The organism is Acinetobacter sp. V104_13 (assembly GCF_031798995.1).
Taxonomy (GTDB): Bacteria; Pseudomonadota; Gammaproteobacteria; order Pseudomonadales; family Moraxellaceae; genus Acinetobacter; species Acinetobacter pittii.
In genome coordinates this window covers 64,904-91,625 of sequence record NZ_JAVQNP010000021.1, presented here as the reverse complement: position 1 = coordinate 91,625, position 26,722 = coordinate 64,904, and the positions used below count along the sequence as shown (strand labels likewise).

23 protein-coding genes are annotated in these 26,722 nt (G+C 39.8%); 14 read left to right on the top strand and 9 right to left on the bottom strand.

What is annotated here, in order from left to right; all coding sequences use genetic code 11:
• Positions 1-42: 42 nt before the first annotated feature.
• The 3 genes from glmM to recJ are packed head-to-tail and all read left to right on the top strand — an operon-like array spanning position 43 to position 3,748.
• The gene (glmM, locus tag RMB06_RS06375) at positions 43-1,380 is read left to right on the top strand and encodes a phosphoglucosamine mutase (protein WP_064784700.1); all 1,338 of its coding nucleotides are present in this window, start codon (positions 43-45) and stop codon (positions 1,378-1,380) included.
• A gap of 10 nt (positions 1,381-1,390) precedes the next feature.
• Positions 1,391-2,047 carry a pyridoxamine 5'-phosphate oxidase gene (gene pdxH, locus RMB06_RS06370; RefSeq protein WP_126645410.1) on the top strand — a complete coding sequence of 219 codons (657 nt, stop codon included), beginning with the start codon at positions 1,391-1,393 and terminating at the stop codon, positions 2,045-2,047.
• A complete protein-coding gene (recJ, locus tag RMB06_RS06365; protein WP_311078838.1) occupies positions 2,048-3,748 on the top strand; it encodes a single-stranded-DNA-specific exonuclease RecJ in 1,701 nt (566 codons plus the stop codon). It begins immediately after the preceding gene.
• Between the two features lie 46 nt (positions 3,749-3,794).
• Here the strand turns inward: recJ and RMB06_RS06360 are convergent, their stop codons facing one another.
• On the bottom strand, positions 3,795-4,562 hold the full coding sequence (locus RMB06_RS06360) for a putative porin (protein WP_005078653.1): 768 nt from the start codon (positions 4,560-4,562) through the stop codon (positions 3,795-3,797).
• Between the two features lie 336 nt (positions 4,563-4,898).
• Positions 4,899-5,756 (bottom strand): putative porin, encoded by an 858-nt coding sequence (locus RMB06_RS06355; RefSeq protein ID WP_311078836.1) that lies wholly within the window; start codon positions 5,754-5,756, stop codon positions 4,899-4,901.
• A 208-nt stretch (positions 5,757-5,964) separates the two neighbouring features.
• Between RMB06_RS06355 and prfB the strand changes: the two genes are divergently transcribed.
• The 5 genes from prfB to RMB06_RS06330 all read left to right on the top strand — a co-directional run bounded on the left by prfB (position 5,965) and on the right by RMB06_RS06330 (position 10,825).
• A protein-coding gene (gene prfB / locus RMB06_RS06350; protein WP_099475557.1) for a peptide chain release factor 2 occupies positions 5,965-7,060 on the top strand; the annotation gives its coding sequence in 2 pieces (ribosomal slippage) (positions 5,965-6,036 and positions 6,038-7,060; 1,095 coding nt in all).
• A 221-nt stretch (positions 7,061-7,281) separates the two neighbouring features.
• Positions 7,282-7,584: a helix-turn-helix transcriptional regulator gene (locus RMB06_RS06345; protein WP_002121891.1), complete on the top strand. Its 303-nt coding sequence runs from the start codon at positions 7,282-7,284 to the stop codon at positions 7,582-7,584.
• Positions 7,585-7,612: 28 nt separating this feature from the next.
• Complete coding sequence (locus RMB06_RS06340; RefSeq protein WP_017402844.1) at positions 7,613-8,671, top strand: alkene reductase; 1,059 nt, start codon at positions 7,613-7,615, stop codon at positions 8,669-8,671.
• A 157-nt stretch (positions 8,672-8,828) separates the two neighbouring features.
• Positions 8,829-10,121: a 3-deoxy-D-manno-octulosonic acid transferase gene (locus RMB06_RS06335; RefSeq protein WP_311078834.1), complete on the top strand. Its 1,293-nt coding sequence runs from the start codon at positions 8,829-8,831 to the stop codon at positions 10,119-10,121.
• Positions 10,118-10,825, top strand: coding sequence for a 16S rRNA (uracil(1498)-N(3))-methyltransferase (locus RMB06_RS06330; protein ID WP_311078832.1), 708 nt, complete (start codon positions 10,118-10,120; stop codon positions 10,823-10,825). Before RMB06_RS06335 ends, RMB06_RS06330 begins: the two co-directional genes overlap by 4 nt.
• Here RMB06_RS06330 and RMB06_RS06325 read toward each other — a convergent pair.
• Together RMB06_RS06325 and RMB06_RS06320 are read right to left on the bottom strand one after the other, a co-directional pair.
• Entirely contained in the window at positions 10,805-11,785 is a 981-nt protein-coding gene (locus RMB06_RS06325) for a mechanosensitive ion channel family protein (RefSeq protein ID WP_017402841.1), read from the bottom strand. The genes RMB06_RS06330 and RMB06_RS06325 overlap by 21 nt on opposite strands.
• 113 nt (positions 11,786-11,898) lie before the next feature.
• The gene (locus RMB06_RS06320; RefSeq protein ID WP_005066837.1) at positions 11,899-12,474 is read right to left on the bottom strand and encodes a DUF805 domain-containing protein; all 576 of its coding nucleotides are present in this window, start codon (positions 12,472-12,474) and stop codon (positions 11,899-11,901) included.
• Positions 12,475-12,768: 294 nt separating this feature from the next.
• On the opposite strand from RMB06_RS06320, the gene acs reads away from it, so the two are divergent.
• Positions 12,769-14,718, top strand: coding sequence for an acetate--CoA ligase (gene acs, locus RMB06_RS06315; RefSeq protein WP_311078829.1), 1,950 nt, complete (start codon positions 12,769-12,771; stop codon positions 14,716-14,718).
• A gap of 41 nt (positions 14,719-14,759) precedes the next feature.
• Here the strand turns inward: acs and RMB06_RS06310 are convergent, their stop codons facing one another.
• Positions 14,760-15,302 carry a cysteine hydrolase family protein gene (locus tag RMB06_RS06310; RefSeq protein ID WP_005804444.1) on the bottom strand — a complete coding sequence of 181 codons (543 nt, stop codon included), beginning with the start codon at positions 15,300-15,302 and terminating at the stop codon, positions 14,760-14,762.
• A gap of 106 nt (positions 15,303-15,408) precedes the next feature.
• Between RMB06_RS06310 and RMB06_RS06305 the strand changes: the two genes are divergently transcribed.
• Positions 15,409-15,822 carry an Lrp/AsnC family transcriptional regulator gene (locus RMB06_RS06305; protein ID WP_005804445.1) on the top strand — a complete coding sequence of 138 codons (414 nt, stop codon included), beginning with the start codon at positions 15,409-15,411 and terminating at the stop codon, positions 15,820-15,822.
• A 94-nt stretch (positions 15,823-15,916) separates the two neighbouring features.
• On the opposite strand, the gene sfnG is transcribed toward RMB06_RS06305, so the two are convergent.
• Both sfnG and msuE read right to left on the bottom strand, forming a co-directional pair.
• Positions 15,917-17,029 (bottom strand): dimethylsulfone monooxygenase SfnG, encoded by a 1,113-nt coding sequence (sfnG, locus tag RMB06_RS06300; protein WP_069141313.1) that lies wholly within the window; start codon positions 17,027-17,029, stop codon positions 15,917-15,919.
• A 44-nt stretch (positions 17,030-17,073) separates the two neighbouring features.
• The gene (gene msuE, locus RMB06_RS06295) at positions 17,074-17,811 is read right to left on the bottom strand and encodes an FMN reductase (protein WP_005066848.1); all 738 of its coding nucleotides are present in this window, start codon (positions 17,809-17,811) and stop codon (positions 17,074-17,076) included.
• A gap of 376 nt (positions 17,812-18,187) precedes the next feature.
• On the opposite strand from msuE, the gene RMB06_RS06290 reads away from it, so the two are divergent.
• Positions 18,188-18,838: a response regulator transcription factor gene (locus RMB06_RS06290; RefSeq protein ID WP_002122041.1), complete on the top strand. Its 651-nt coding sequence runs from the start codon at positions 18,188-18,190 to the stop codon at positions 18,836-18,838.
• A 43-nt stretch (positions 18,839-18,881) separates the two neighbouring features.
• On the opposite strand, the gene RMB06_RS06285 is transcribed toward RMB06_RS06290, so the two are convergent.
• On the bottom strand, positions 18,882-19,649 hold the full coding sequence (locus RMB06_RS06285; protein WP_017387555.1) for a hypothetical protein: 768 nt from the start codon (positions 19,647-19,649) through the stop codon (positions 18,882-18,884).
• 389 nt (positions 19,650-20,038) lie between these two features.
• Positions 20,039-23,536: a PAS domain-containing hybrid sensor histidine kinase/response regulator gene (locus RMB06_RS06280; protein WP_311078822.1), complete on the bottom strand. Its 3,498-nt coding sequence runs from the start codon at positions 23,534-23,536 to the stop codon at positions 20,039-20,041.
• 181 nt (positions 23,537-23,717) lie between these two features.
• Here RMB06_RS06280 and RMB06_RS06275 point away from each other — a divergent pair, with 181 nt between their 5' ends.
• From RMB06_RS06275 to RMB06_RS06265, 3 genes are all read left to right on the top strand, one after another.
• Positions 23,718-24,050, top strand: a complete 333-nt coding sequence (locus RMB06_RS06275; protein WP_000372818.1) for a DUF485 domain-containing protein — start codon at positions 23,718-23,720, stop codon at positions 24,048-24,050.
• 1 nt (position 24,051) lies between these two features.
• A complete protein-coding gene (locus RMB06_RS06270; protein ID WP_005078627.1) occupies positions 24,052-25,767 on the top strand; it encodes a cation acetate symporter in 1,716 nt (571 codons plus the stop codon).
• Positions 25,768-25,939: 172 nt separating this feature from the next.
• Complete coding sequence (locus RMB06_RS06265) at positions 25,940-26,632, top strand: ion channel (RefSeq protein ID WP_311078818.1); 693 nt, start codon at positions 25,940-25,942, stop codon at positions 26,630-26,632.
• Positions 26,633-26,722 lie beyond the last annotated feature (90 nt).

The following is a 26,722-nucleotide window of genomic DNA, read 5'->3' as shown; positions in this document are numbered from 1 at the left end:
GAAGTAAGCCACGGCTGAAGTGGCGTAAAAATGAGATAAGCTATGAGTTATTTTGGAACGGATGGTATTCGTGGAAAATTTGGGCAAATGCCTATTACTCCAGAGTTTGCTTTAAAACTCGGTTTTGCTGCAGGGAAGGTATTAAAACGAACGAGTCCAAAAAATAAGCCACTTGTTGTATTAGGAAAAGACACTCGTTTATCTGGTTATATTTTAGAGTCTGCTTTGCAGGCGGGGTTAAATGCTGCTGGGGTATATGTTCATTTGCTTGGCCCATTACCAACCCCAGCAATTGCGCACCTTACTCGTGCTTTACATGCGCATGCAGGTATCGTGATTTCTGCATCACATAACCCATATTTTGATAATGGTATTAAATTTTTCTCAAGCGAAGGTAAAAAATTACCAGATGCTCTACAAGAAGAAATTAACCTCGAATTAGAAAAAGATTTGTTTATTGAGGACACGGCAAACTTAGGTAAAAGTGTTCGTGTAAATGATGCGAATGGTCGCTATATCGAATTTTGTAAATCTACTTTCCCTTACCACTTTGACTTAAATAATTTAAAGATTGTGTTGGACTGTGCTCATGGTGCGGCGTATAGCGTTGGTCCTTCGGTTTTCCGTGAGTTAGGGGCAAAAGTTGTTGCTTTATATAATGAGCCAGATGGTTTAAATATTAATGAAGGTTGTGGTTCAACACATCCTGAAAAACTACAAAAAGCTGTAGTTGAGCACGAAGCAGATTTAGGGATTGCCTTTGATGGTGATGCTGACCGTGTCGTGATGGTGGATAAGTTTGGTAACTTAATTGATGGTGACCATATCTTATATATTTTAGCGACTCAGGCTCAAAATAAGCCAGCAGGCGTAGTGGGTACTGTCATGAGTAACATGGCACTCGAAGTCGCACTTGAAAAAGCGAATGTTGGTTTTGTTCGGGCTAAGGTTGGTGACCGTTATGTATTACAAGCCCTAGAAGAAAATGGTTGGGTTACTGGTGGGGAACCATCTGGCCATATTCTAACTTTAGACAAGAGTACGACAGGTGATGCGATTATTGCAGCACTTCAAGTTTTAACCGTGATGGTCGAGCAGAACAAAGCGCTGCATGAGTTGGTTCAAGACTTTAAACTATTCCCACAAATTCTTGTGAATGTACGTTTAGAACAAATGCTTGATCCGTATTCTATCCCGGCATTGGTTTCTGAATTTGATAAAGCAGAAGCACAGCTCAAAGGGCGTGGACGAATCTTGATTCGTAAATCAGGAACAGAGCCTGTGATCCGAGTTATGGTCGAAGGTGATGATGAGCAAGAAGTGAATGCTTTAGCTCAGCATTTAGCAGATTCAGTTCGTTCACAAGCACAAGTCGCATAAGGTGCATGACATGAGTGATGTCATTAAAGATTTAAGTGAATTACGCTTAAACTACGAGCAAGGAGAATTGCATGAGGGGCAGGTTGAATCTAATCCTCATCAGCAGTTTCTTGGTTGGTTTAACCATGCTCTAGCATCCAATTTGCATGAACCCTATGCAATGTCATTAGCGACAGCAAGCGCGAATGGCAGACCTCATGTTCGAACAGTTTTGTTACGTGGGGCTACAGAAGCTGGGTATGATTTTTATACTAATTACGACAGTCAGAAAGGTACTGATTTGGCAGAAAATCCATATGCCGAATTATTATTTTACTGGCCAAGTCTAGAGCGTCAGGTGCGAGTTGGTGGTCATGTAGTTAAAATTGCTGAGCAAGAGTCTACAGATTACTATCGTAAACGACCACGTGATAGCCAGATTGCAGCGCATATCAGTACGCCGCAAAGTGGTAAGATTGAAAGCCGAGAGCTGTTACAGCAACGTTTTCAAGACTTACAACAGCAAGTTACAAGTCGTGAAGTGCTTGATAAACCAGAGTTCTGGGGAGGTTATCGTCTGCAGCCAGATTACTATGAATTCTGGCAAGGGCGACCAAATCGTTTACATGACCGCTTGAGTTATGAAAAAATCGACGATCAATGGACGTTGCACCGACTGATGCCTTAAATGACAAAAATACAAATCAAACAAAGACCTTTATTGACACGCCCTGAACAGTTTCAGGGCGTGCCTCCGTTTATTGCCGAAATTTTGGCAAGGCGTGGGGTACAATCTGAACAGGAATTAGAGTTAAAGCTTAAGAATTTATTAGCTCCGCAGCTCAAGGGATTAGAAACTGCTGTGGCATTAATAGATCAAGCTATTGATGAGCAGAAAAAAATTGTTATTGTTGGTGACTACGATGCCGATGGAGCAACCAGTACAGCTTTAATGGTATTGGTTCTTCGCGATATGGGGGCACAAGTTGACTATTTGGTTCCAGACCGATTTAAATACGGTTATGGACTTACCCCAGCAATTGCAGAGCTTGCACATCAAACTTATCAACCCGATTTATTAATTACAGTCGATAATGGCATTTCCAGCCATGCTGGTGTTGATGCGGCACATGCACTGGGCATGCAAGTGGTCATTACAGATCACCATTTAACGACTAAAGAAACACCGCTTGCAGAAGCAGTTGTAAACCCAAATCAGTTAGGTTGTGAGTTCCCAAGTAAGGCGCTTGCAGGTGTTGGAGTCGCATTTTATGTGCTGGCCAATTTAGCAAGTTTACGTAACAAGCAAAACAAAAGTACAAGTAAAGTCACTCAATATCTAGATTTGGTTGCTTTAGGAACGTATGCCGATGTTGCTATTTTAGATTATAACAACCGCATTTTGGTCGACGCAGGCGTAAAACGTATTCAACAACATCAATGCCGAGTCGGAATATTGGCGTTGCTAGATATTGCTGGCCGTGAGGCTTCATCTTTGCGTGCACAAGATTTAGGTTTTGTTTTAGGTCCGCGTATTAACGCTGCTGGACGCATGGAGAGCATGCGTATAGGCATTGAATGTTTATTAGCTAACACTATGGAATCTGCCTATCCGATCGCGAGACAGTTAAATCAATTAAATATAGAGCGCCGTCAAATCGAAGGAGAGATGAAGCAACAAGCCTTATCTGCTTTAGATAGCTTGCAGCTTTCAAAAGAAGAGATTCCTCCAGCTCTTGTACTCTTCGAAGAAAACTGGCATCAAGGTGTAATTGGGATAGTTGCAGGGCGTTTAAAAGAACAATTTCATCGCCCCACTATTGTGTTTGCACCTGATGAAGATGGTATTCATATAAAAGGATCTGCACGTTCAATTGATGGAGTGCATATTCGAGATACGATTGAACAGGTTGCTGAACAACATCCAGAATTGGTGAGCCATTTCGGTGGTCATGCAGCAGCAGCGGGTTTAACCATACGTAAAGAAAACTTCGAAGCTTTTAAAACTGCATTTACCAATTGCATTGCAGCAATGGAAGAATCTTTGTTTCAAGCAACGCTATGGACGGATGGAGAACTCCCTGCTTCGGCTTTGCAACTAAATACATTAGATTGGATAGAACAGTTGGGGCCTTGGGGACAAAAATTCCCTTTTCCTCAGTTTGAGGGGCATTTTAAAGTTGTTGATTATCGCTGGCTTAAAGAAACGCATTTGAAGCTTAAATTAGCACTCGACCAATACAGTTTTGATGCAATTGCTTTTAATGCAGCAGGCCGTTTTGAATTTGACCCAATGCGAGATTATGTACATTTAGTCTATGAAATAGATCGTAATGCATTTAATGGCAATGTGAATTTACAATTACGCATCGTACATTTAAACCAATAAAAAAATCCGCTCAATTGAGCGGATTTTTTTATGACTTTAGGCTTGATTAGAAGCGGTATGCTGCACGAACACCATAAGTGTTGTCGTTATCACCAAATCCAACACGGCCTTCAACACTTACTTGCTGATTTAAGAATTTTTTAGCATTAATACCAAATTCATCTTTATCAGTTAAGTCGTTGTTGTAGTAATCAGCACCAACACTTAAAGTTTTGTCGATGTAGTAGTCACCACGAACTTTATATTCGTCTAGGTCACCGAACGCACCGAACGCTTCAAGGTTTACGTCATGTTGACCTACTTGAGTTACGTATTTAGCACGAACTGTTGGATCAGCGCCGTCTTTACCGTCTTTTTCGTCGTAGCCTTTAACACCTAGAGCAAGTAATAAACCTGGAGCTGGTAAATAACCTACTTCAGCTGCATAAGTAGTTACTTTGCTGTCAATATTGGTGTTGTCGACTTCACGCTCATTTCGACCTACATCACCGCTAAGGTAGAAATCTGAGTTAGGAACGTAATATTCAACACCTACGCCATATTGAGTATCTTTTGTACCGCTGTTATCGCCATAGTTGATAAGGGCGTTAACGTTACTTGCACGGCTTAAGAAAGCTGCTTCAGCAAGTGGAGCGTTACGAGTTTGAACAGGATTAAAGTAATAAGTCCCGTCAACACCGAATTTACTTACGCTGCTACCGTTGTCTGGATCAAGATAATTGTAAGAACCACCAACTTCAGCTTGGTAAGCGTTTGCTGCGCCACTCACTGCGAGTGCAGATAAAAGAGCTGATGCAATTGCTAGTTTTTTCATGGAATCTCTCCCCTCTAAAAAGCGATTTTATAAATGTTTTGTTACAACTTTTAGTCTAGACGAAAAAGCTTTGTCGTCAATCTTGCGCAAGTAACCGTACTGTAACCGTGTGATATTTATGTAAAGTAATTTAATTTAAGATATTGATTTTAAAATATAAAAACATAATGTTTTATTTTATTAAAATTGAGGAGATTTTGTGTAGATCATAAAAAATGCTGTAAAAGTACCCAATTTTGTATGAGGATGTTACTAATTAATCTTAAGATAAAATGAAAAATGCCCAAGGAAAATTCCCTTGAGCATTCATATTTTTTAATAATAGATACTTATGGCTTAGAAACGGAATGTTCCATTAATACCAAAAGAGTCAGCATCATCAACAGTTGTATAAGTTAAGCCTACTGCTACTTGAGGTGTAAAGAATTTCTGTGCGCGAACACTAAAGATTGTATCTGAATCTTCTGCTGTTGAATCTGCAAAAGATGCTCCAATACTTAAAGTAGGATCAAGATAGAGATCTGCACCTAAACGATAAGTGGTTTCATCACCAATATAGGTTTGTCCTTCAAAATTAGTATAAAAACCTGAAATTTGAGTAACATACTTGGCGCGTAAAGTTACGGCAGTATCATCATCTTCACCAGTTACGGCTACGGCATTTGAAACCGTAGTAGTGAAGCCATATTTAGCGGCTTGTATTGGATCAAAGCTTTCAGATAAATCCGTTACACCAGCAGCCAATAACAAGCCATCGGTTGGTAGGAAACCGACCTCTACAGCATAGCCGTTGCCACTATCATCAACCGAACCAAAATCATTTGCAGAGACTTCGGTTTTTGTGCGGTTAAATGCTCCTGATAAATAGAGTGGGGTATTTGGAATAAAGTATTCACCTGTAATGCCTACAGAACTAAATTCGAGTTTTCCGGAGTCTTCATCATCTTCTAGTTTGCTATATGCATATCCTAGTCCAATATTTGAAGATTTATTTAAAAAAGCAGCTTCAGCTAAAGGGAAAGTTTTTGCTTCCACAGGATTAAAATAATATTTACCGTTAATCCCGAAGCTATTATTTTCTCCACCATCCATATCTGTAAATTCGTATATTGTACCAACTTCAGTTTGATAGGCATTTGCGTTGAAAGCACATACAGTTGTGACAAGTGCAAACAAAAATTTTGATTTTTTCATGGATAAAGCTCTAGAGTAATATATGTTATAAAGTTATTAAGATTTAAGTTGTTAATTTTAATGCATTTTTAATGGGTAAATCAATAATATTATATTTATTTTTCATTAATGAGATATTGAAAATCAATATGTTTGAGGGCTTTTGTTTGAGTATGGCAAGCTATGCTAAAATAATTGACTGTTTATCTGCTCTTATGGGAACACTCGCGTGGAAATTAATCCTTATCTAAACCAATTGAAAGACTTAACTGATCGTAGCCAAACACTACGGGGGTATCTTTGACTACGATCTGAAAAAAGAACGTTTAGAAGAAGTTTTACGTGAGTTAGAAGACCCTGCGATCTGGAATGATCAAAGCCGTGCTCAGGCGATGGCGAAAGAAAAGGGCGAACTAGAAAACGTTATTAATGTATTGGATGGCTTATCTACACAGCTTGAAGATGCAAAAGCGATGTTAGATTTGGCTGTAGAAGCCGACGATGAAAGCCTGCTTGAAGATGTTCAGTCTGAGCTTGGTGCTGCCGAAGATGAACTGGCTAAACTTGAATTCCGTCGTATGTTTAGTAACCCAATGGACCCGAATCCTTGCTATGTCGAGATTCAATCAGGTTCAGGTGGTACAGAAGCACAAGATTGGGCGTCTATGCTTTTACGCATGTATATGCGCTGGATTGAACGTCATGGCTTTAAAGCAGAACTTATGGAAGTGTCTGACGGTGACGTAGCCGGTATTAAATCAGCAACTATACGTGTGGAAGGTGAATATGCCTACGGTTGGTTACGTACAGAGTCAGGTGTACACCGTTTAGTTCGTAAATCACCATTTGACAGTGGCAACCGTCGTCACACTTCATTCTCTGCGGTATTTATTTCACCAGAGGTTGATGACAATATTGAAATTGATATTAACCCTTCTGATGTTCGTACCGATACGTACCGTGCATCTGGTGCAGGTGGTCAGCATATTAACAAAACCGACTCGGCTGTGCGTTTGACTCACATCCCAACAGGTATTGTAGTAGCGTGTCAGAACCAGCGTTCGCAACATGCTAACCGTGACCATGCATGGAAACAGTTACGTGCGCGTTTATATGAATTAGAAATGCAAAAACGTAATGAAGCAGCGCAAGCTCTAGAAGACTCGAAGTCTGATATTGGTTGGGGAAGCCAAATTCGTTCATATGTATTAGATGATTCTCGTATTAAAGATTTACGTACGGGTGTTGAAAACTCTAATACAGGTGCTGTTCTTGATGGTGACCTTGATCGTTTTATCGAAGCGAGTTTAAAACAAGGTTTATAAGAGTCTGCTGAACTTTTAGTTTAAATACAGTTCATCTATGAATATTTAGAACTCTTGGATTTTTAGCGATTAAAACGGCAAAGCAGTTCAGTCTTCGAATATTAATCGAAAAAATGCGATATGAATATCGAAAAAAATAGATATGAATATCGAAAAAATGCGATATTATGTTTTCGAAATGCTGAACAAAGCTTTGTTCGTTTAAAAGACGTGTTGAGCCTATGGATATTGATGCAATTAGCAAAGCCCTTTCCAACCCTCTACGTCGGCAAATTTTGCAATGGTTAAAAGAACCTGCACATTATTTACCGGTGGAAGAATGTGGTGGTAGTTTTGAGAAGGGTGTTTGTGCAGGTCATATTGAACGTTTGGGTAAAGTAGCTCAGTCTACGATGTCTAATCATTTGTCTGTGTTACAACAGGCGGGACTTATTCAGGTCCAAAAATATGGTCAATGGTCTTATTTTTCACGTAACGAAGCTTTGATTCAGCAATATATCGAACATTTAAAACAAACACTTTAAATTATTAAAAGTGTAAGTCGAGGCGATTATGGCTGAACTCAATACTCCTTTAACGGTTGGTGATTTTGAAATCAAAAATCGATTGGTCATGGCTCCATTAACGCGTGCGCGTAGTGGTGAAAGCCGAGTGCCTAATGATTTAATGGTTGAATACTATCAACAACGTGCAAATGCTGGTCTAATTTTGACTGAAGCAACAGTAATTGGTTCAAAAACTGTGGGTTATGCAGACACCCCAGGGTTATGGTCACAAGAGCAGGCACAAGCTTGGAATAAAATTATTGAGGCAGTTCATGCTCAAGGTTCAAAAATTGTAGCTCAACTTTGGCATGTAGGCCGTATTTCGCATCCTGAACTTTTAGATGGTGATATTCCTGTTGCACCAAGTGCAATTCAACCTGCGGGTGAAGTGAGTTTATTACGTCCTAAACGTCCGTATGTAACACCGCGTGCACTTTCAATTGAAGAGATTCAAGAAGTTATTGCTCAATACAAACATTCAGCAGAACTGGCTAAAGCAGCAGGTTTTGATGGTGTTGAATTACACGCAGCGAACGGTTACTTAATTGACCAGTTCCTTCAAAGTAATACCAACCAACGTGATGATGAATACGGTGGTCCTGTTGAAAATCGCGCACGTTTATTATTAGAAGTCGTTGATGCATTTATTGAAGTGTGGGGTGCAGGCCGAGTAGGTGTTCATATTGCACCGCGTGGTGATTCACACGATATGGGAGATGAAAACCCATTAGCAACTTTTGGTTATGTAGTTGAACAACTTAACCAACGTAATGTTGCTTTCATTTTCTCTCGTGAATATGAAGCTGCTGATAGTATTAGTCCTAAACTTCGCGAAAAATTTAATGGTGTATGGATTGCCAATGAGAACCTAACACCAGAATCAGCAAAACGTATCCTGCGTGAAGGTCAGGCAGATGCTGTATCTTTTGGTAAAGCATATATTGCTAACCCAGATCTTTTACAGCGTTTAGAAAAAGACTTGCCATTAAATGAACTTCAACCAACAACTTTATATGCTAAAGGCGCTGAAGGTTATACAGACTATCCAACGCTAGAAGCTTCATAATATCTTTGAGATTTCGACTTACTGACCTAGTTCATTTCTTAAGTAAGTAAATCGCTTTTCTTGTAATGGTAGAGTTTAGGTATCGAAACTCTGCCATTTTTTCTATCTATGTTATATTTTCCCCAGTTTTAAACTTTGACTATTTGAGGCAAACCGCTTGGCGACCCCTTTTTGGTACAACACCGCACTCCATTTATTAAAACCTTTTTACCACTGGCGGATAAAAAAACGTGCAGAAAGCCAGGAATTATATAATCAGGAATGTCTTGAAAGATTTGGGCCGTTTGAATCTCCGAAAAATGTGAGAGCAATTTGGTTCCATGCTGTTTCGGTTGGAGAAACCAATGCTGCGCAGCCTTTAATCGAGCATTATCTTAAACTCGGTCAGCCTGTGCTAGTTACTAATACGACTAAAACTGGGCAAGCGCGTGCCAAATCATTATTTTTAAAAGCGCCTTATTTAGATTTATTTCAAGCAGTTTATTTGCCTGTTGACCAAAAACATCTGTTAAAACAATTTTTTGAGTTGTACCAGCCAAAACTTTTAGCATTGGTTGAAACTGAACTTTGGCCAAATTTAATTGATCAAGCCAAACTACAACAGGTTCCTTGTTTATTATTAAATGCGCGATTATCAGAAAAATCAGCTAAAGGTTATAGCCGTGTTTCAGGTCTAACAGCAGGAATGCTGAAACAAATTGACTGGGTGCTGGCACAAGATAATGCGACTCGACAACGTTATGTAGAACTTGGTTTAGATCAACAAAAAAGTCAGGTGGTTGGAAATATTAAATTTGATATTCACGCACCAGAAGCTTTTATAAATCAGGCTGAGCAATTACAGCAACAATGGTATTTGGAACAGCGTAAAGTTCTGACCATTGCCAGTACGCATGCACCAGAAGAACAACAAATTTTAGAAGTGCTTGGGCCTTATTTAAAGTCAGATCCAGATTTAGTTTGTATTGTCGTGCCTCGACATCCTGAACGTTTCGATGAAGTATTTGAAATTTGTCAGAACTTAGATCTAATCACTCATCGTAGAAGTATGAATCATAGTATTCATGCTAGTACACAGGTTTATCTGGCGGATAGTATGGGGGAGCTTTGGTTATGGTACGCCCTAAGTCAGGTGTGTTTTGTGGGTGGATCACTTAATGAACCGGGCGGTGGGCATAATATTTTGGAGCCTATGGTTTTAAATGTACCGACCGTAATTGGACCTCGTTACTTTAATTTCCAAACCATTGTTGATGAATTTATTGATGAAAATGGTGTGCTCATTGCTCAAGAGGCTGAGCAAGTTGTAGCAATCTGGATGGCATGTTTAGCCGAGCCTGAAGAAGCAAAGCAGGTGGTTGAGCAGGCGCATAAAGTTTTGCAGCGTAACCAAGGTTCATTACAAAAACATATTGGCGTAATTAATCGGTATTTGGCCGAAAAACCATGAATATCGTTTTGTTAGAATCTGACGATGTTCAGTCAGAGTTATGGTTAATTCGCTCAAAGCGCCAATTACAGCATTTAAGTGAACATCTTGATATTACGGTGGGCCAAAATCTAAAAGTTGGTGTTCGTAATGGTGCACGCTATACCACTGAAATTGTTTCGATGAATGAGCAAGAAGTTTGTATACGGCCTATCACTGAAGAAGTTGTACCTGCAAAACTTCCAGTACATTTAATCGTAGCGTTACCAAGGCCCAAAGTTTTACGCCGTTTAATTATGGACAGTGTGACTTTGGGGGTTGAAAGAATTAGTTTGATTCATAGTTATCGGGTAGATAAAAGCTATTGGCAAACTCCATTTTTGCAACAACTTGATAACTATGTGACTTTAGGGCTTGAGCAAGCAGGCGACACCATTGTTCCTGAAATTCAATTATATAAACGCTTTAAACCTTTTGTTGAAGATGTTTTACCAAACTTAATTTCAAAGGAAAGTCCCGCCTATGTGGCTCATCCGTATGCCGAGCAGAGCATGCCAGTTAATATTCCGCATGCGTGCAGCGTAGTCGTTGGACCCGAAGGCGGCTTTATTCCCTATGAAATTGATTTGCTCACAAAAAACGGCTGCCAAGCTGTGAGCTTAGGCAACCGTATTTTAAGAACTGAAACGTCTATTTCTTATATTTTAGGTCGTCTGTTTAGTTGATGCTTCTGGGTTTAAAAGTGGCTGATTTGAAGCCATTTTTAATTCCTGAATTGGGTAAGGAATATTAATTCCGTTCTCATTAAAAGCTTGTTTGACTTGAGCTTGAATTGTACTTGTAGATGAGGACATATCAGTTTCAGTAGTATCAACCCACCAACGTACAGTCAGGTTAACCGAGAAATCTGCTAAAGCTGTAACGTTAACCGAGAAAGCTGGTTGACTGAGTACATTTCGGTCATTATTAAGAATATCTAAAATAATCTGTTTAGCTTTTTGTTCATCGTCGTCATATCCAATGCCGACTACAAACTCACAACGTCGTTGCTGATAAGCCGTATTTACAGTTAAAGCGCTCGTATAAACTGTGGCATTTGGAATAACAATACGACGGCCATCTGGTGAACGTAAGAATGTTGCACGAATTTGAATATCTTCAACAGTTCCTTCAAGTGAATTGACCACGATGGAATCGCCAATACGGAACGGTTCGCTCAATAAAATCAAAATACCTGACAGCAGGTTCTGAAAAATATCTTTAAATGCGAAACCAATTGCGACCGAACCGATCCCTAACGCGCTCATAAGTTGTCCTGGGGTAAAACCTGGGATCATGATGACAAGTGCAATTAAGAATCCAAAAAATAAAATTGTCGTACTTCCTACACGGTTTAGAACCAAGACTAGGTTTTGGCGCGTATAAGAGCGATTTTCTAAGGTTTTACGAACAAAGAACTTAAATAATTTGGTCAGTAGCCAAAAAATAATAAAAACGATAATCGCAATACAAATATAAGGCACACGTTCCCAGAAGCTATCCACGATTTTATCAATAGTGGTATAGGCATCATGATACTTTTCGGTATGGGCTAAAACCGTTTGAGTGGTTTTAGTACCTGCTTCTTGCAAAAGTTCGCCTGTATTTTTTGCAACATCCGTTAAGGATTTTTGTTCATCAGCCACGACAAGTCTCTATTTTAAAAAATTATGAAAGCGATGATCGGCTTTCATCATAGTAGGAGATAAAATGTGCGCCTACTATAATGAGTTCATCTAAATAATAAAGTGTTTTTTAATTAAAAGTATTCCGTTCCTTTTTGTAAGATTTGTGACGGGGTTTGAATAGTATCGGTACCAGAGAAGTAGTAAAAAAAGCCTGCGGTAGAAATAAGGCTAATTAAAATAGCGAATAAAATAAACCAAGCCATTAACTTTTCTATGAACGTTGATGGTCGAGAAGGACCATATTGATTTGGACCTGCCGTACCTGAGGCAAGCAGTAAATAAATCATAAAAAAGAACTGAACAACTGGAATGAATAGTAGTAATCCCATCCAACCACTTTTATTTAGATCATGCAAACGTCGCACGACGAGAACAATATTTAAATAAATCAGGAATAGCCAAAAAGCCCATACCACCAAAGCACTGAGGCCAGAAAGAGAGCTATAAAACTCAAAATTAAATAAATTACTTGAAAGCTGAAAACTTCCAAGAAAGGAGGCCAAAATAAAATAACCCACGATTGTGACTAAATAAATCAGTCCATATCCACCTAAATAACTCATACGGTTAAAACGGCCGTGAATTGAAAAAGGGCTATCTTTTAAAGGCAGTTGTGGTGGGCGTGAGGAAGTTGTTTGGGCAAACATATTATTTTATTCCTAGGTTGCATATGAGAGACAAAATAATCTTTGTTGATGATCAAAACCATCAAATATTGAAAAAATTATAAAAGTAAAAGCTATAGACAAATGTTTTAAATCAACTTAATTTTATAAAAATGTTCATAATTTCGTATGCTTGAGTAAGTGGTTAATATATGACCAAAGTCGCATTGTCTAGACTTTGAAAGAGTCATCATACTGAAAAGGCATACAAATAAGATCCAGTAAAATAATAGCCACAGTCTCGAGATGGGATGCACAAGATCAAGGAAGTTGCGTATGAATGAGATCTATCCAGTACCAGAGGAATTTAAAAAAACAGCTCGTACTGTTGAAGCAGACTACTTTAAACGTTATCAACACTCTATCGAGAACCCAGATGAATTCTGGGCAGAGCAAGCTAAAATTGTCGATTGGATAAAGCCATTTACCCAAGTTAAAAATACTAGTTTTGACAAAGACAATTTTAAAATTGAATGGTTTGCTGATGGTGAGTTGAACGTGTCAGCAAACTGCCTAGACAGGCATCTTAAAGAACATCCACATAAACCTGCAATTATTTGGGAAGGTGACCATCCTTCTCGTCATAAGATTGTCTCTTATAAAGAATTACACGACGAAGTCTGCCGTTTTGCCAACGTTTTAAAGAAATATGGCATTGGTAAAGGTGACCGCGTTGTACTGTATATGCCAATGGTGACAGAAGCTGCAATTGCCATGTTAGCTTGTGCCCGTATTGGTGCTGTTCACTGTGTGGTATTTGGTGGGTTCTCGCCAGATTCTTTAGCAAGTCGTATTGAAGACAGCCAAGCTAAACTGGTGATTACCGCAGACTCAAGTCTACGTGCCGGAAAACTATTACCGCTCAAAGAAAATGTTGATTTGGCTTTAGCATTGCCGGGTACCGAGTGTGTTGAAAATGTGATTGTGGTTTACCGTAATGCAAACCCGATTGAAATGAAGCCTGGTCGTGATTTGTGGTATCACCTCATTATTATGGAGGTTGATGCAAACTGTCCTCCAGAGCCGATGAAGGCAGAAGACCCTTTATTTATTCTTTATACATCGGGCTCGACAGGTAAACCGAAAGGTGTGTTGCATACGACAGGCGGTTACTTAGTTTATGTAACCAGTACCTTTAAAGAGGTCTTCGATTTAAAACAAGATGATGTGTATTGGTGTACAGCCGATATCGGTTGGATTACAGGACATAGTTATCTAATTTATGGACCGCTAGCAAATGGTACCACGACCTTAATGTTTGAAGGCGTGCCTCAATACCCAACATGGGCACGTCTTGGTCACGTAGTCGATAAACATAAAGTTTCTATCTTATATACAGCTCCAACCGCAATTCGCGCCATGATGCGAGAGGGTGATTCATTTGTACGCGAAAGTAACCGTAGCAGCTTGCGTTTACTCGGTTCGGTCGGTGAACCTATTAACCCTGAAGCTTGGAATTGGTACTACAATGTTGTTGGTGAAGGCCGCTGCCCGATTGTTGATACATGGTGGCAAACCGAAACAGGCGGTATTTTGATTGCTCCATTGCCGGGTGCAACAGCTTTAAAACCAGGTTCAGCAACACGTCCGTTATTTGGGATTCAACCCGCCATTGTGGATGGTGAAGGTAATGAGCTAGAAGGTGCGGTTGAAGGTAACCTTGTGATTAAAGATTCATGGCCAGGCCAGATGCGTACTATTTGGGGTGATCCGGACCGCTTTATTGAAGCTTATTTCTCGACCTTTAAAAATACTTATTTTACGGGTGATGGTGCTCGCCGTGATGAAGATGGGTATTACTGGATCACAGGTCGTGTTGACGACGTCTTAAACGTTTCAGGTCATCGTCTAGGTACTGCTGAAATTGAAAGTGCTTTGGTTTCGCATGAATCTGTAGCAGAAGCAGCAGTGGTGGGTATGCCACATGAGATTAAAGGACAAGGTATTTGTACTTTCGTGACCTTACAGGCAGGTGTTGCAGAATCGGAAGAGCTGCGTAAAGAGTTAATCAACTGGGTACGTAAAGTGCTTGGACCTGTGGCCTCACCTGATGCACTACATTGGGCACCAGCGTTACCTAAAACGCGTTCGGGTAAAATCATGCGCCGTATTTTAAGAAAAATTGCAGCGAATGAGCTAGATAGTTTAGGTGATACCTCAACCTTGGCTGAGCCTGCAGTGGTAGATGAGTTAATTACAACGGTTTATCCTGATAAGCAGAACTAATTTTAAAAAAGCCCCATCTGGGGCTTTTTTATTGCTTTCTACTAAGAGCTTGCTAAAAAGTCAGCAGTATTTTCTACATTTGCAAACGTACTTAGCGCAGTTAAAAAAGCAGTTTGTACGTCTTCAGCTTTTACAGTTTTTCCGTCATGGCTTAAATCGCGAGTTGCGGTTGCATCTGCAATTAAGATGGGTTGATAGCCAAGTTCTTTGGCTGCACGTGTACCTGAATCAATACACATATGCGTCATCATGCCTGTAATAATAAGTTGTTCAATTTGATGTGCTTTTAAAAGCTCATCTAAATTGGTCTCTAAAAAACTGTTTGGATAATGCTTTGTCACGATTAATGAATCACTGCCAGCACTGAGTTCAGGATGAAGTAACACTCCATCTGTATTTTCTTGAAAGAAGCTGGCTTGTGGCGGGTTAATATGCTGCACATAAATAATCGGTAAATTTTTCTCGTTAAAATATTGTTCAAGCTGCTTTATTTTATCGAGCGCTTGATCTGGCCCAACCAATTCCATTTTGCCATTTTTAAAATAATCATTTTGTACATCGATAACTAATAGAGCTTGTTTCATGAGGTCACTCTTGTTGATATGAGATAAAACAAGATTATTCTCTGCTTGAAAAAATCGGCTATAGTCCTATGAAAGCATTAACGCTAGTTTTCTTTCGCCATGAAAAATGAATATTGAATTAGACCCGATTGATCTAAAAATTATTGCATTACTCAAACAAGATTCTCGTCTGACAAATAAAGAAATTGGGCAGCGTGTCCATCGAACAGGGCAGGCGGTGGGCGCTCGAATTGCTCAGTTAATGGATGCAGGTGTTATCAAAAACTACACCATTGCCGTTCAATATTCGCATAAACAATTTGTTCATTTGCATTTAAATGAACAACGCGCATTTGAAGAAATTGAAAATTTAGTGAAGCAATACGAACAAATCGATGAATGCTTTAAAGTCATGGGCAATGCTTGCTATATGATTGTCAGCCATTTTGAACCCGCTGCCTTAAATGAATTTATCGAGAAACTTTCAAAATGGTGCCGTTACTCAGTTGAAACTGTGATTCGAGAAGTCGAGAAATCCTAAAAAATAAAGGCTCCAAGCCGAGTCTTGGAGCCAATAAATTCTTTATTTTTAATTTATTGTTTTTATTATCTTGCGCTGTTTTAACTGGGGTTTTTTAGGCTGATTTAGCTTGGATTTCTACCTCCTTCTCCTGTTGAAGTTCTAACTGACGAACGAGCGGCAGAACTTTTTCTCCGAAATATTCCACCTCTTCAATAAAGTGTAAAAATCCGGAAAGAATCAAATCAACACCTACATTTTTAAGTGCCACAATACGCTCAGCAATTTGTTGTGGTGTACCAATTAAATTGGTTTTAAAGCCATCGTTGTATTGCACTAAGTCTTCAAAACTTGATTTTGCCCAGTTACCTTGTTGCTCTGGTGAAGCAGCACCTGCTTCACGTGTAGCATCTCCAAATGCATTTACCGCTTCAGTATTGGCTTTATCAATAATTTCTTGGAGTACCGCTTTTGCTTCTTCTTCGGTATCTCTGGCAATAATGAAAGCATTTACCCCAATTTTGACATGGTGATTATTTACTTTTGCTTTAGTACGAATGTCTTCTACTTGTTTTTGAATTTCTTCTACCGTATTGCCGTTAGTGAAGTACCAGTCAGATACGCGTGAAGCCATGTCACGCGCAGCACGTGAGCTACCGCCTTGAAACACTTCAATATAAGGCTTTTGCAGAGGTTTTGGTTTAAGTGTGTAATTCTGAAATTGGTAATATTTACCATCGAAACTATAGTTATCGGTGGTCCAGATTCCTTTTAGAGTGCGAATAAACTCTTCGGAGCGAACATAACGTTCATCATGCTCAGGCCACTCTTCACCAATGGCATCAAACTCGCCTCTGAACCAACCACTCACTACGTTTATCGCAATACGGCCTTGAGTTAAATAATCAATCGTTGCAAGTTGTTTAGCGGCAAGTGCCGGTTTCCAAGGGCCAGGCAGAATAGCCGCAATGACTTTAAGTTTCTCAGTTTTTGCTAGTAATGCATGACTGAAACTTACCGATTCATGTTGGTTTTCTGCCCCGTACCCAGCCGTAAAACGAATTTGGGTGAGCGCATATTCAAAACCATTGTTTTCGGCAGCCTGTGCAAGTCGAACATTGTAGTCATAACTCCAGTCTGTACGCTGTTCGATGTTACTCACTACAAGGCCACCGCTTACGTTTGGTACCCAATAAGCAAATTTAATTGGTTGTTGTAATTGCGTCATGGTTCGCTCTCCCCATTCGTTCTTTTTATTTAGCTATATTGCGCTTAGGCAACATGCGTTAATGATTTGCCAGACTTGTGATGCAAACGAGATTCTGCCGCATCAAGGTCTGGTACAGCTGCTGAAGGTAATACTTCTTCTTGTTCAATTTGCTTGTTAATACCAAGCTCTTGATTTGCTTGCTGTGATTTAGATTTAACCACTTCAGCGCGTTTACCTTTCGCTGGCGCCCATTCTAAAATTGGTAATGCGCGTGCTACTGCTAACGTAATACGATCTGATAATTGCTCGCTTTTCACCGTATATTCCGGAGTAAAGTCACGATCTGTGGCATACACGCCAATTGGTAAAGTTTGTGCTTGGAAGAAACTGAACAATGGACGAAGTTGATGTTCAAGTACCAGTGCATGACGATCACTACCGCCCGATGCTGCTAAAAGTACAGGCACATCGACTAAAGCAGTCTGTTCAACAAAATCGAAGAAATGTTTGAAAAGACCTGTAAAAGAAGCGCGGTAAACGGGTGTACCTACAATTAAAGCATCTGCTGCTTCAACTGCTGCAAGGTCATCTTGTACGCGCTGTGGAAGTTGGTTGCGATAAAATGCGCCGCCTAATAAAGGTCCGATTTCGCTTAATTTAATGAAGTGAACTTTAATATCGATTGCTTCTGATAATTCATCAAGAATGGCTTGAACCAGACTTTCCGTTTTAGATGGGGTATTTAAGCCACCAGAAACAGCAACGATATTTAAAGGTTTTGGTGATGTGATACCAGTCATAATTTGGTTCCTAAGCCTAAAACAAGAGATTGGACTTATTAATCAACAACGACGGTAAACTGTAAAATAACGAAATTGGTCAACCTTATCAGTTTTAAATATAAAAGATAAATAGTGGATTTTTATACTTTGTTTTTCTATTAAGTTGCTGTTTTTATTTTATATAATTATAGGTGATATATTTTTTATAATAAAAAGGAAGCTTATATAAAAAACAGATTAATTTTGATTAAAAGTTAAAAAACATCTGAAAATATGGGCTAAGTTCTGCATTTATCAACATTTTGCATAAAAATGGATAAGATGAACGTATCTTTCATCTAAATAGTAGGGTTACAATAGGGCATACTTATGCTCAAGATTACTTTAATCGCTTATGAATATTTTAATCGTTGATGATCATCCTTTGTTTCGTCATGCTTTAATTCAAGCAGTACGTTATAGCCTGCCACAGGCACAAATTCATGAAACAGCCTCGGTTGATGAGTTTTATGAGCGTTTGGAAAATGGGGCAGAACCTGATCTAGTATTACTCGATTTAAATTTACCGGGTGCTTCAGGCTTTTCGGCTCTGGTTTATGTAAGAGCACAGTATCCATCTATTCCGATTATTGTTGTTTCTGCACATGAAGAAACTTCAATCATTCAGCGTGCAATCGCTCATGGTGCGATGGGTTATATTCCTAAGTCGGCTCATCCAAGTCATATTGGCGAAGCGATTCGTCAAGTCTTAGAGGGTGATATCTGGTTGCCACCTAACTTGCCATCTAATCTTAACCTTGACCCGAGAGCAGCAGATGAAACTGCTTTAGCTGAACGTATTCAATCATTAACACCTCAGCAATTCCGTGTGTTGATGATGGTTGCGGAAGGTTTGTTAAATAAACAAATCGCATATGAGCTTGATGTTTCAGAAGCAACGATTAAAGCTCACGTAACGGCTATCTTTAGAAAATTAGGTGTACAAAACCGTACACAAGCCGTATTGGCCATTAGCGCATTAAATATTGAAGATAAGAAAATCTAAAAAGAAAAAAGACCTCGATTGAGGTCTTTTTTATGTGTGCCACTTAAGCAAGGCAATCTTGCTTTGGTGTTAGGCTGTCGCAGTACAAAGGATTGAGTGCACATTGCAAATCATCAATTTGATCTTGAGTTACATAACCTTTCATTTTTAAATATTCAGCTACGCGGTCATCGCGTAGGCTTAAGAAGGCTGCATCATAAACGCCTAAATCAACAAACAAAGCAGCTGTTTCTAGACTGTTGAAGCGATCAAGGAAAATGTCATTGCCATACATTAAGAAGATATGGTCGAGTTTTGCTTTTTCATCAACATGGAGTCGTTCAGCAAGTTGATCTGGATGCGTTTTAATAAAGAGTAAATCCGATAATTCATCAAACTGAGTCATATCTAACTGATTCTCGCCGAGTTTGACATGACCAAGCCAAGCTTTGAAAACGAGTACAGCACCGCCACGGAGTAGCATGCTCCAGATTTGATGACGTGTGTCATGGTCAAGATTTTCACTTTCAGCGCTAAGAACTTTTAAGAAATTTTCTTCTTGTTGTGCCAATTTATCAAATAAACCTAAACCTTGCGGATGATAAGCCGCAGGTGCAAATACATCAAAATTTAGATCATGAAATACATTAAGTGCGAGGGGGACGGCGCACTGATAAATTGTATTTAACGCTTTAATGTTTGCTTCATTGAGCTTGCTGTGAGGAAAAATACTTTGCCAATCTAATTCAGGAAGTAAAGCATTGGCACTGTATTGACGATAAAACTGTTGAGACGAAAGTTGGCCTTGTGGGCTGTTATCAGAAATATTCATGGCAATTGTCCTTTGCATTAATTCGTGAGCAGGGGTGCTTAATATGGAAATGGGTTATAAAAATGACTGTACATTTAAGAAATAGGTTTTGAATATTTATGTGTCAGGAAGAATGCAAGTAGAATACGACTAAAGTCTTATATGGTTATTTTTGGCTAATTATAATTTTAAAAAACAGTAATTTATGAAATTGTAACTAAGTGTACAAGTGTTCACTTACAAAAAAGGTGAGCTTTGCCATAGAAAAAGGGCTATTGGAAAGTTTGGCCAATTATTTAATCAACAAAAGTAGACTTTTTGAGCAGTTCTGCCTATTGGCTTAAATTAGTCCAATAATTTTTGCCAAAAATCTCTCCCAAACTTATTAAAAGGTTTGGGAGAGAAAATATTTAATCTACCTCACTGGCAATTTTAAGTCCCGATAACCATGCTCTTAGAGAAGCTGGCTTAAGCGGTTTTTTGAGTAAAACAATATTCAGTTCTTTCAATTGTTGAGGTAACTCAGGATGAGAGTCAGCAGTAATTAAAGCAACAGGAACATCATGTTGACGATTTTGCAAAATAAAATCGACACCGAGTTGGTTGTTGTTTAAATGCTGATCGATAAGCCAGACTTGAATATTCTCTTTTTGAATAATCTCAAATGCTTGTTCTGGTTCAGTGGCTTTAAAAACTTCGTAGCCCCATCGACCTAATAAGCTACTCATGCCCTCAAGAATTGTTTCATCATTGTCTAAACATAAAATTCGGTAGGCCTTAGTTTTTAAAGGCACTGCTTGTACGGTCGGGGTGACCACTTTTGGAGCCTCTACCACCGGAACCTCAATCATAAAGCAGGAGCCTTTATCGAGTTGCGAATAGACATGGACTGGATAATTCAACAAACCAGTCATACGCTGCACAATCGCGAGACCTAAACCGAGACCTTGTTCGCCCCAAGGTGATAAATGCCCACAGCGTTCGAATTCTTGAAATAGTTTAATACGTTGCTCTTCGGCAATTCCGGGACCTGTATCCCAGACACCAATTCGAATGTGTCCAGGTTTTTGTGCTGAACGTAATACACCAACAATCACTCGGCCTTTGGCTGTATAACGCAGTGCATTACTTACAAAGTTTTGAATAATGCGTCGTATCCACTGTGGATCTGTGTCAATCCAGAATGATACATCGTGAACTTTTAATGAAATATTTCGCTGTGCAGCAATCGATTTAAACTGGAGTTCAAGATCGCTTAATAAATCGTGCAGAGGATAAGGCTGTCTTTTTGGCTGTATGGTACCGCCTTCCAAACGTGCAATATCGAGCAGGGCAGAGAGCATACTTTCTGCACCATATAGAGCACGGTCAAGTTGCTGTAGAGTTTGACGATCTTCTTCGGTTGCAATGCTTTGTTCAAGAACCGTACTAAACAGACGAGCAGCGTGCATAGGTTGTAATAAGTCATGACTTGCCGCAGCAATAAATCGGCTTTTTGACATATTAGCCATATCGGCTTGTTCACGTGCAAGCTGTTGTTCGGTTAAGGCATCGGCAAGTTGTTGGGTGCGGTCTTTTACACGGGCTTCGAGTATTGCCTCATTCGCACGGAAAGCCGTAATGTCGGCGAAGGTAGTCACAAAGCCACCACCTGAAATAGGATTACCGCGCATTTGAATAACGCGTCCGTCTTTACGGATTCGTTCAAATTCATGCGCACTTCCGACTTTCATCCAGTGTAAACGTTTGCGAACATGTTCTTCGACTGAACCGGGGCCACATTCGCCGCGTTCAGCGTTATAACGAATCAGATCGGCAATTGGACAACCCACATAGACTAAATCTTTAGGGTAGCCAAACAATTTTAAATATTGGTTATTCCATGCGACTAAACACATGTTTTTATCGACCACACTCACCCCTTGGGTCATGTGGTCAATCATGGTCATCAGCAAGTTTTGATTAAACCTTTGCCACTGTGAGGCTTGGTCTAAAATATTGGCGACTTGGCCTAATGCCAAACCATTGTTAATCATTGCTGTAGTGAGCAAAGTACGGGCAGAGGCTGCGCCGATAATGCCAGCTAGATATTGTTCAGTGAACCGCCACCACATGCCATTAGCGATGCTATTGGGGTTGAGCGTGAGATGATTTTGTTCACAGAAGTTCTCGAACGCTTGTGTTGTGGGTTGCTCACCCGTAATTCTTTTAGCAAGGGCAAATAAATCGCCTACTTTTAAACGTGCAGCATCATGCGGTAAATAAGTTAAATCGGTAGAGGTATGTGGAGATGGCAGGGGCTTAGTTTCGTAATAAAAAAAGCTTTCTGCCTGAATTTGTTCTGCCACACTTGGGCGGTAAAGTTTAGAAATCCAAATATATAAAACAATATTTAAACCAAGCGACCAGATTACTCCGTGTGTAAGTGGAGCAAATGACTCAAAGCCGAAAAGTGATTCTGGACGTAATGCATTAATTCCCAAAGGACCAAAAAGCAAAATACTTTGGGCTGTTTCTTGATAGGCTTCCGGCAAACTACGTAAGATGGTTGGAAATAGTAATGTGTAACTCCACATTAAAAAGCCAACAATAAGACCTGCATAAACGCCTTGGCGACTTCCACCTCGCCAATACAATCCTCCAATTAGTGCAGGAGCGAATTGAGCAACCGCACTAAATGCCAATAAACCAAATACTGAAAGCTGGTTAATATCATTAAAGAAATGGAAGAATAAAAAGCCAAGTAGCATCACCGCGACAATACTAATACGACGGCTAAATTTAAGAACTTTAGGTAAATGTTTGTCGTGTCGTGAAAGCAACTTGAAGCGCCACAGGGCAGGCATAATCAAGTCATTACTGAGCATGATAGACAGGGCAACAGATGAAACCAGTAACATGCCTGTTGATGCAGAGAACCCACCTAAAAAGGCCAGTAGGGCTAACCACTCTTGGTTATAACTCAATGGTAATGAGAGTACCGCAACATCGGGTACGGTTAGGAATTTTGGTGCTGCATGCAAGGCCCAGCTTGCAATTGGGATAATAGCTAAAATCGTTAAAATGAGATAAGCCGCAAACCATTTACGTGCACCGCGAATATGCTTTTCATCGCGTAATTCGACAACAGCCACATGAAACTGGCGAGGTAAACAGATTATTGCTAGACCTGCCAATAAGGTCTGAATCCAAAATGTTTCAGGCACCCCAAATAACTGTACTTCTTGGAAGGTTTGGTTTACGTCGGCTGAGACTTGTACTAAGTTCGCGGGTGCTTCAAAAATAAAAAATAAAGCGACACAGATTAGGGCGAATAATTTTACAAAAGATTCAAATGCCACCGCTAACATGAGGCCGCCATGCTGTTCGGTATTCGCAATCTGCCTTGTACCGAAGATCATGGCCAAGATCGCAAGGACACTGGTTAATAGCAATACGCTATTGGTAGTCGTATGAATATGAGCATTTTGCTCCAATATGACTGATGTACTTAAGGCAATTGCACGTAACTGTAGGGCCAGGTAGGGAATAATCGCAATAACTGCCAAGATCGTAACCAGCGATGCCAATACACCGCTTTTGCCATAACGTGCAGCAACAAAGTCTGCAATTGAAGAAATTGCATGGTGCTGACGTACTCGGCCTAAACGTCGCCAGATATCGTAACCAAACCAGACAAATAACAGTGGACCTAAATAAATAGGTAAGAAAATGACGCCTTCTCGGACGGCAGCTCCGGTTGCACCATAAAATGTCCAAGATGAACAGTAAACACCTAAGGTCAAGCTGAACAAGAACATGCGGCCACGTGTACTCAGGCGACTAGCATGCTTCTCGCCAAAAAAAGCACAAATGAATAAGAGTGCTATATAAAGAGTGAGTACCCCAATAATCAGCCAGCTGTTCATATGACCTACATGATTAAAACCTTGCGCCTATCATACCGCAAGCAGAAACAAAGCTATAAATTGATTAAATTTTAACGACCAAAGTCTAAGTTACGAATTACACGTTATTTTGCTAATTTTAATAATGAGAAACTACTATTAAAAAAGTGACCAAGGTTGGGCACAGGCAAGGAGTTTGGTTATGGATCAAAGCCAAGTAGAACAGATTCTACGCAATCCAAAGTTTCAAAAGATGGTCAAGAAAAAAAGTGCATTAAGCTGGACGCTCACAATCATTATGTTAGTGCTTTATGTGGGCTTTATGCTACTTGTTGGCTACAACAAAGAATTTTTAATGAGTTCATTTAGTGGTGGTGTAACGACATGGGGTATTCCACTAGGCTTAGGAATTATTGTTTTATCTTTCCTACTGTGTGGCGTGTATTCCTATATCGCAAACAATACCCTTGACCAGTTGAGTGAAGAAGCGTTGAAGGAAGTTGAAGCCATCACGCATGAGAAAGGATTACACTAATATGAAATGGAATTCATTAAAAGCGAAAGCCTTATTGGCAGCAGCATCGCTATATTCAACTGTTGCTATGGCAAGCCCTGACTTAGGTGAAGCAGAGCAACAAGCCACCAACTGGCATGCCATCATTATGTTTGTCATCTTTGTTGGTTTCACTTTGTTTATTACTAAGTGGGCGGCAAAACAAACTCAATCAGCACAAGATTTCTATACCGCAGGGGGCGGAATCAGCGGTTTCCAAAACGGATTGGCAATTGCCGGTGACTATATGTCAGCAGCATCTTTCCTGGGTATTTCCGCGATGGTGTTTAGTTCGGGTTTTGATGGCTTACTTTATTCTCTTGGGTTTATGGTAGGTTGGCCAATCGTTTTATTCTTGGTTGCAGAGCGTTTACGTAACCTTGGTAAATACAACCTTTCAGATGTAGTGTCATTCCGTCTTGAAGAAAAACCAGTCCGTACCTTAGCTGCCTTGAGCTCGCTTGTTGTTGTGGCATTCTACTTGATCGCTCAAATGGTAGGCGCGGGCCAGCTCATCAAATTACTATTTGGTTTGAACTATAACATCGCTGTTGTCATTGTTGGTCTATTAATGATGGCATACGTAATTTTTGGTGGCATGCTAGCAACCACATGGGTACAAATCATTAAAGCTGTTATGTTGCTTAGTGGCGCGACTTTCATGGCATTCATGGTGATGAAAGCGGTTGGTTTTAGCTTCAGCAACATGTTCACTCAATCAATTGAAGTATTCAGTAAAGTTCACAGCGTAAGCTTTGAAGAAGCTGCAAAAATTATGGGTCCAGGTAAACTGGCCGCAAACCCGATTGATGCATTGTCTCTTGGCTTGGCACTCATGTTTGGTACAGCGGGTCTTCCACATATTCTTATGCGTTTCTTCACTGTAAAAGATGCAAAAGAAGCGCGTAAATCGGTTGTGGTTGCGACAGGTTTCATTGGTTACTTCTATCTTCTAACTTTCATTATTGGTTTCGGTGCGATCCTTTTCGTATCAAACAACCCTCAATTCCTTGATGTTGCAAAAATGGCAGTATCAGGCAAGCTTGAACTTGTTGGTGGTAACAACATGGCAGCCGTGCATTTAAGTGATGCTTTAGGCGGTGACTTATTTATGGGCTTCATTTCAGCAGTAGCGTTCGCAACGATTCTTGCTGTTGTTGCTGGTTTAACACTTTCAGGTGCATCTGCAATCTCACATGACTTATACGCTAACGTATTCAAGAAAGGTCAAACGACTCCAGCTTCAGAACTTCGTATGTCAAAAATTGCGACACTTGGTTTAGCAATCTTTGCCATGATTTTGGGTATCTTGTTTGAAAAGCAAAACGTAGCATTCATGGTGGGCTTAGCGTTCTCTGTGGCATGTTGTGCAAACTTCCCAATTCTTGTTCTTTCAATGTTCTGGAAAGGTTTAACCACTCGTGGTGCAGTTATCGGTGGTGTGGTTGGTCTTGTAACAGCGGTAGTACTTATTGTTCTGTCTAAAGCGGTTTGGGTAGATACTTTAAAAATCTCTGATACACCAGTTAACCCATTCAATGGTCCTGCATTATTTGCGATGCCATTGTCATTCCTTTGCTGTTGGTTCTTCTCGGTGACTGACAACTCTGCACGTGCTAAAAAAGAGCGTGCTGCATTCGATGCCCAATATGTTCGTTCAATGACAGGTATCGGTGCTTCTGGTGCCTCAGATCACTAAAATCAAAATGGATTAAATATCTATTTCATTAAAAGCCCTGCGGGGCTTTTTTTGTTGATCTCAAACATTAAAGTGAAAGAAGCTCTTTAATAAAGAACAACTTGTTTGTCCTATTTTTTGTACAGTATGATTTCCTATAATTCAAAACATAATGAAAAAGGAAAATAATTAAATGCGTTCTATCATCGCGTTCTGGGCGAGCTTTCGATTGCTACCTTCTGCATGGTTGCTGCTTGTGCAATTCATCTTACTCATTTTGGCCATGCTGACTTTTCATGATGTATTTTACCGAACCATAACGTGGGCTTTGGGAGTGCTTGCCTTACTTATTATTGCTAAGGTGATTCGCCAAACCCCAATGTTCACTTTTTGGGGGTTAACGTTCGTTAGTGGAGCGATAATATCTTCAGTCTTTATTTTATTAGGTTATAGCAATTTAACGATCCAGATTCTTGCTCATAGCTGTGAAGCACTAGCTTATTTTTCGGCAGCTTATGGCTTATTTCGTTATATGTTCGCTGATCGATATTTAACAAGAGATGAATTGTTTGCCGCCGCCGCGGTTTTTACCTTGCTTGCATGGGGCTTTGCATTCCTCTACAACATTTGTCAGCTATTGATTCCGACTAGTTTCCAAAATCCAAACAATGTCTATCATTTGCAGACTTGGTTAGATCTACTGTTCCTGAGCTTTAGCTTACAGTCAGCAACAGGCTTATCTGATTTAATGCCGCTTAGTCCACCAGCACGCGTTTTAGCCATGCTACAAATGTTTTGTGGTGTGATGTATCTCGCTTTGATTGTCACACGTTTAATTGCTTTACAGTACATTGCCCATCCGACAAAAAAGGATTCAGGCAAATAGTGGAGAAGGTGTTTCAATTTATTTACACCTTTGTAACTGCAATATTATTTAAGTTTAATTAAAGTATTATCGGCTTTCTCTATTGAAAGA

What these genes read in the sequence shown, in the direction of transcription:
- sfnG (WP_069141313.1), bottom strand. Translation starts at nt 17,029, where the DNA reads ATGACGCAATTACAACAACCAATTAAATTTGCTTATTGGGTACCAAAC.
- RMB06_RS06270 (WP_005078627.1), top strand. Translation starts at nt 24,052, where the DNA reads ATGAAATGGAATTCATTAAAAGCGAAAGCCTTATTGGCAGCAGCATCG.
- RMB06_RS06320 (WP_005066837.1), bottom strand. Translation starts at nt 12,474, where the DNA reads ATGTTTGCCCAAACAACTTCCTCACGCCCACCACAACTGCCTTTAAAA.
- RMB06_RS06290 (WP_002122041.1), top strand. Translation starts at nt 18,188, where the DNA reads ATGAATATTTTAATCGTTGATGATCATCCTTTGTTTCGTCATGCTTTA.
- RMB06_RS06285 (WP_017387555.1), bottom strand. Translation starts at nt 19,649, where the DNA reads ATGAATATTTCTGATAACAGCCCACAAGGCCAACTTTCGTCTCAACAG.
- RMB06_RS06280 (WP_311078822.1), bottom strand. Translation starts at nt 23,536, where the DNA reads ATGAACAGCTGGCTGATTATTGGGGTACTCACTCTTTATATAGCACTC.
- RMB06_RS06310 (WP_005804444.1), bottom strand. Translation starts at nt 15,302, where the DNA reads ATGAAACAAGCTCTATTAGTTATCGATGTACAAAATGATTATTTTAAA.
- RMB06_RS06345 (WP_002121891.1), top strand. Translation starts at nt 7,282, where the DNA reads ATGGATATTGATGCAATTAGCAAAGCCCTTTCCAACCCTCTACGTCGG.
- RMB06_RS06305 (WP_005804445.1), top strand. Translation starts at nt 15,409, where the DNA reads ATGAATATTGAATTAGACCCGATTGATCTAAAAATTATTGCATTACTC.
- RMB06_RS06340 (WP_017402844.1), top strand. Translation starts at nt 7,613, where the DNA reads ATGGCTGAACTCAATACTCCTTTAACGGTTGGTGATTTTGAAATCAAA.
- acs (WP_311078829.1), top strand. Translation starts at nt 12,769, where the DNA reads ATGAATGAGATCTATCCAGTACCAGAGGAATTTAAAAAAACAGCTCGT.
- recJ (WP_311078838.1), top strand. Translation starts at nt 2,048, where the DNA reads ATGACAAAAATACAAATCAAACAAAGACCTTTATTGACACGCCCTGAA.
- RMB06_RS06275 (WP_000372818.1), top strand. Translation starts at nt 23,718, where the DNA reads ATGGATCAAAGCCAAGTAGAACAGATTCTACGCAATCCAAAGTTTCAA.
- RMB06_RS06355 (WP_311078836.1), bottom strand. Translation starts at nt 5,756, where the DNA reads ATGAAAAAATCAAAATTTTTGTTTGCACTTGTCACAACTGTATGTGCT.
- RMB06_RS06330 (WP_311078832.1), top strand. Translation starts at nt 10,118, where the DNA reads ATGAATATCGTTTTGTTAGAATCTGACGATGTTCAGTCAGAGTTATGG.
- pdxH (WP_126645410.1), top strand. Translation starts at nt 1,391, where the DNA reads ATGAGTGATGTCATTAAAGATTTAAGTGAATTACGCTTAAACTACGAG.
- RMB06_RS06265 (WP_311078818.1), top strand. Translation starts at nt 25,940, where the DNA reads ATGCGTTCTATCATCGCGTTCTGGGCGAGCTTTCGATTGCTACCTTCT.
- msuE (WP_005066848.1), bottom strand. Translation starts at nt 17,811, where the DNA reads ATGACTGGTATCACATCACCAAAACCTTTAAATATCGTTGCTGTTTCT.
- glmM (WP_064784700.1), top strand. Translation starts at nt 43, where the DNA reads ATGAGTTATTTTGGAACGGATGGTATTCGTGGAAAATTTGGGCAAATG.
- RMB06_RS06360 (WP_005078653.1), bottom strand. Translation starts at nt 4,562, where the DNA reads ATGAAAAAACTAGCAATTGCATCAGCTCTTTTATCTGCACTCGCAGTG.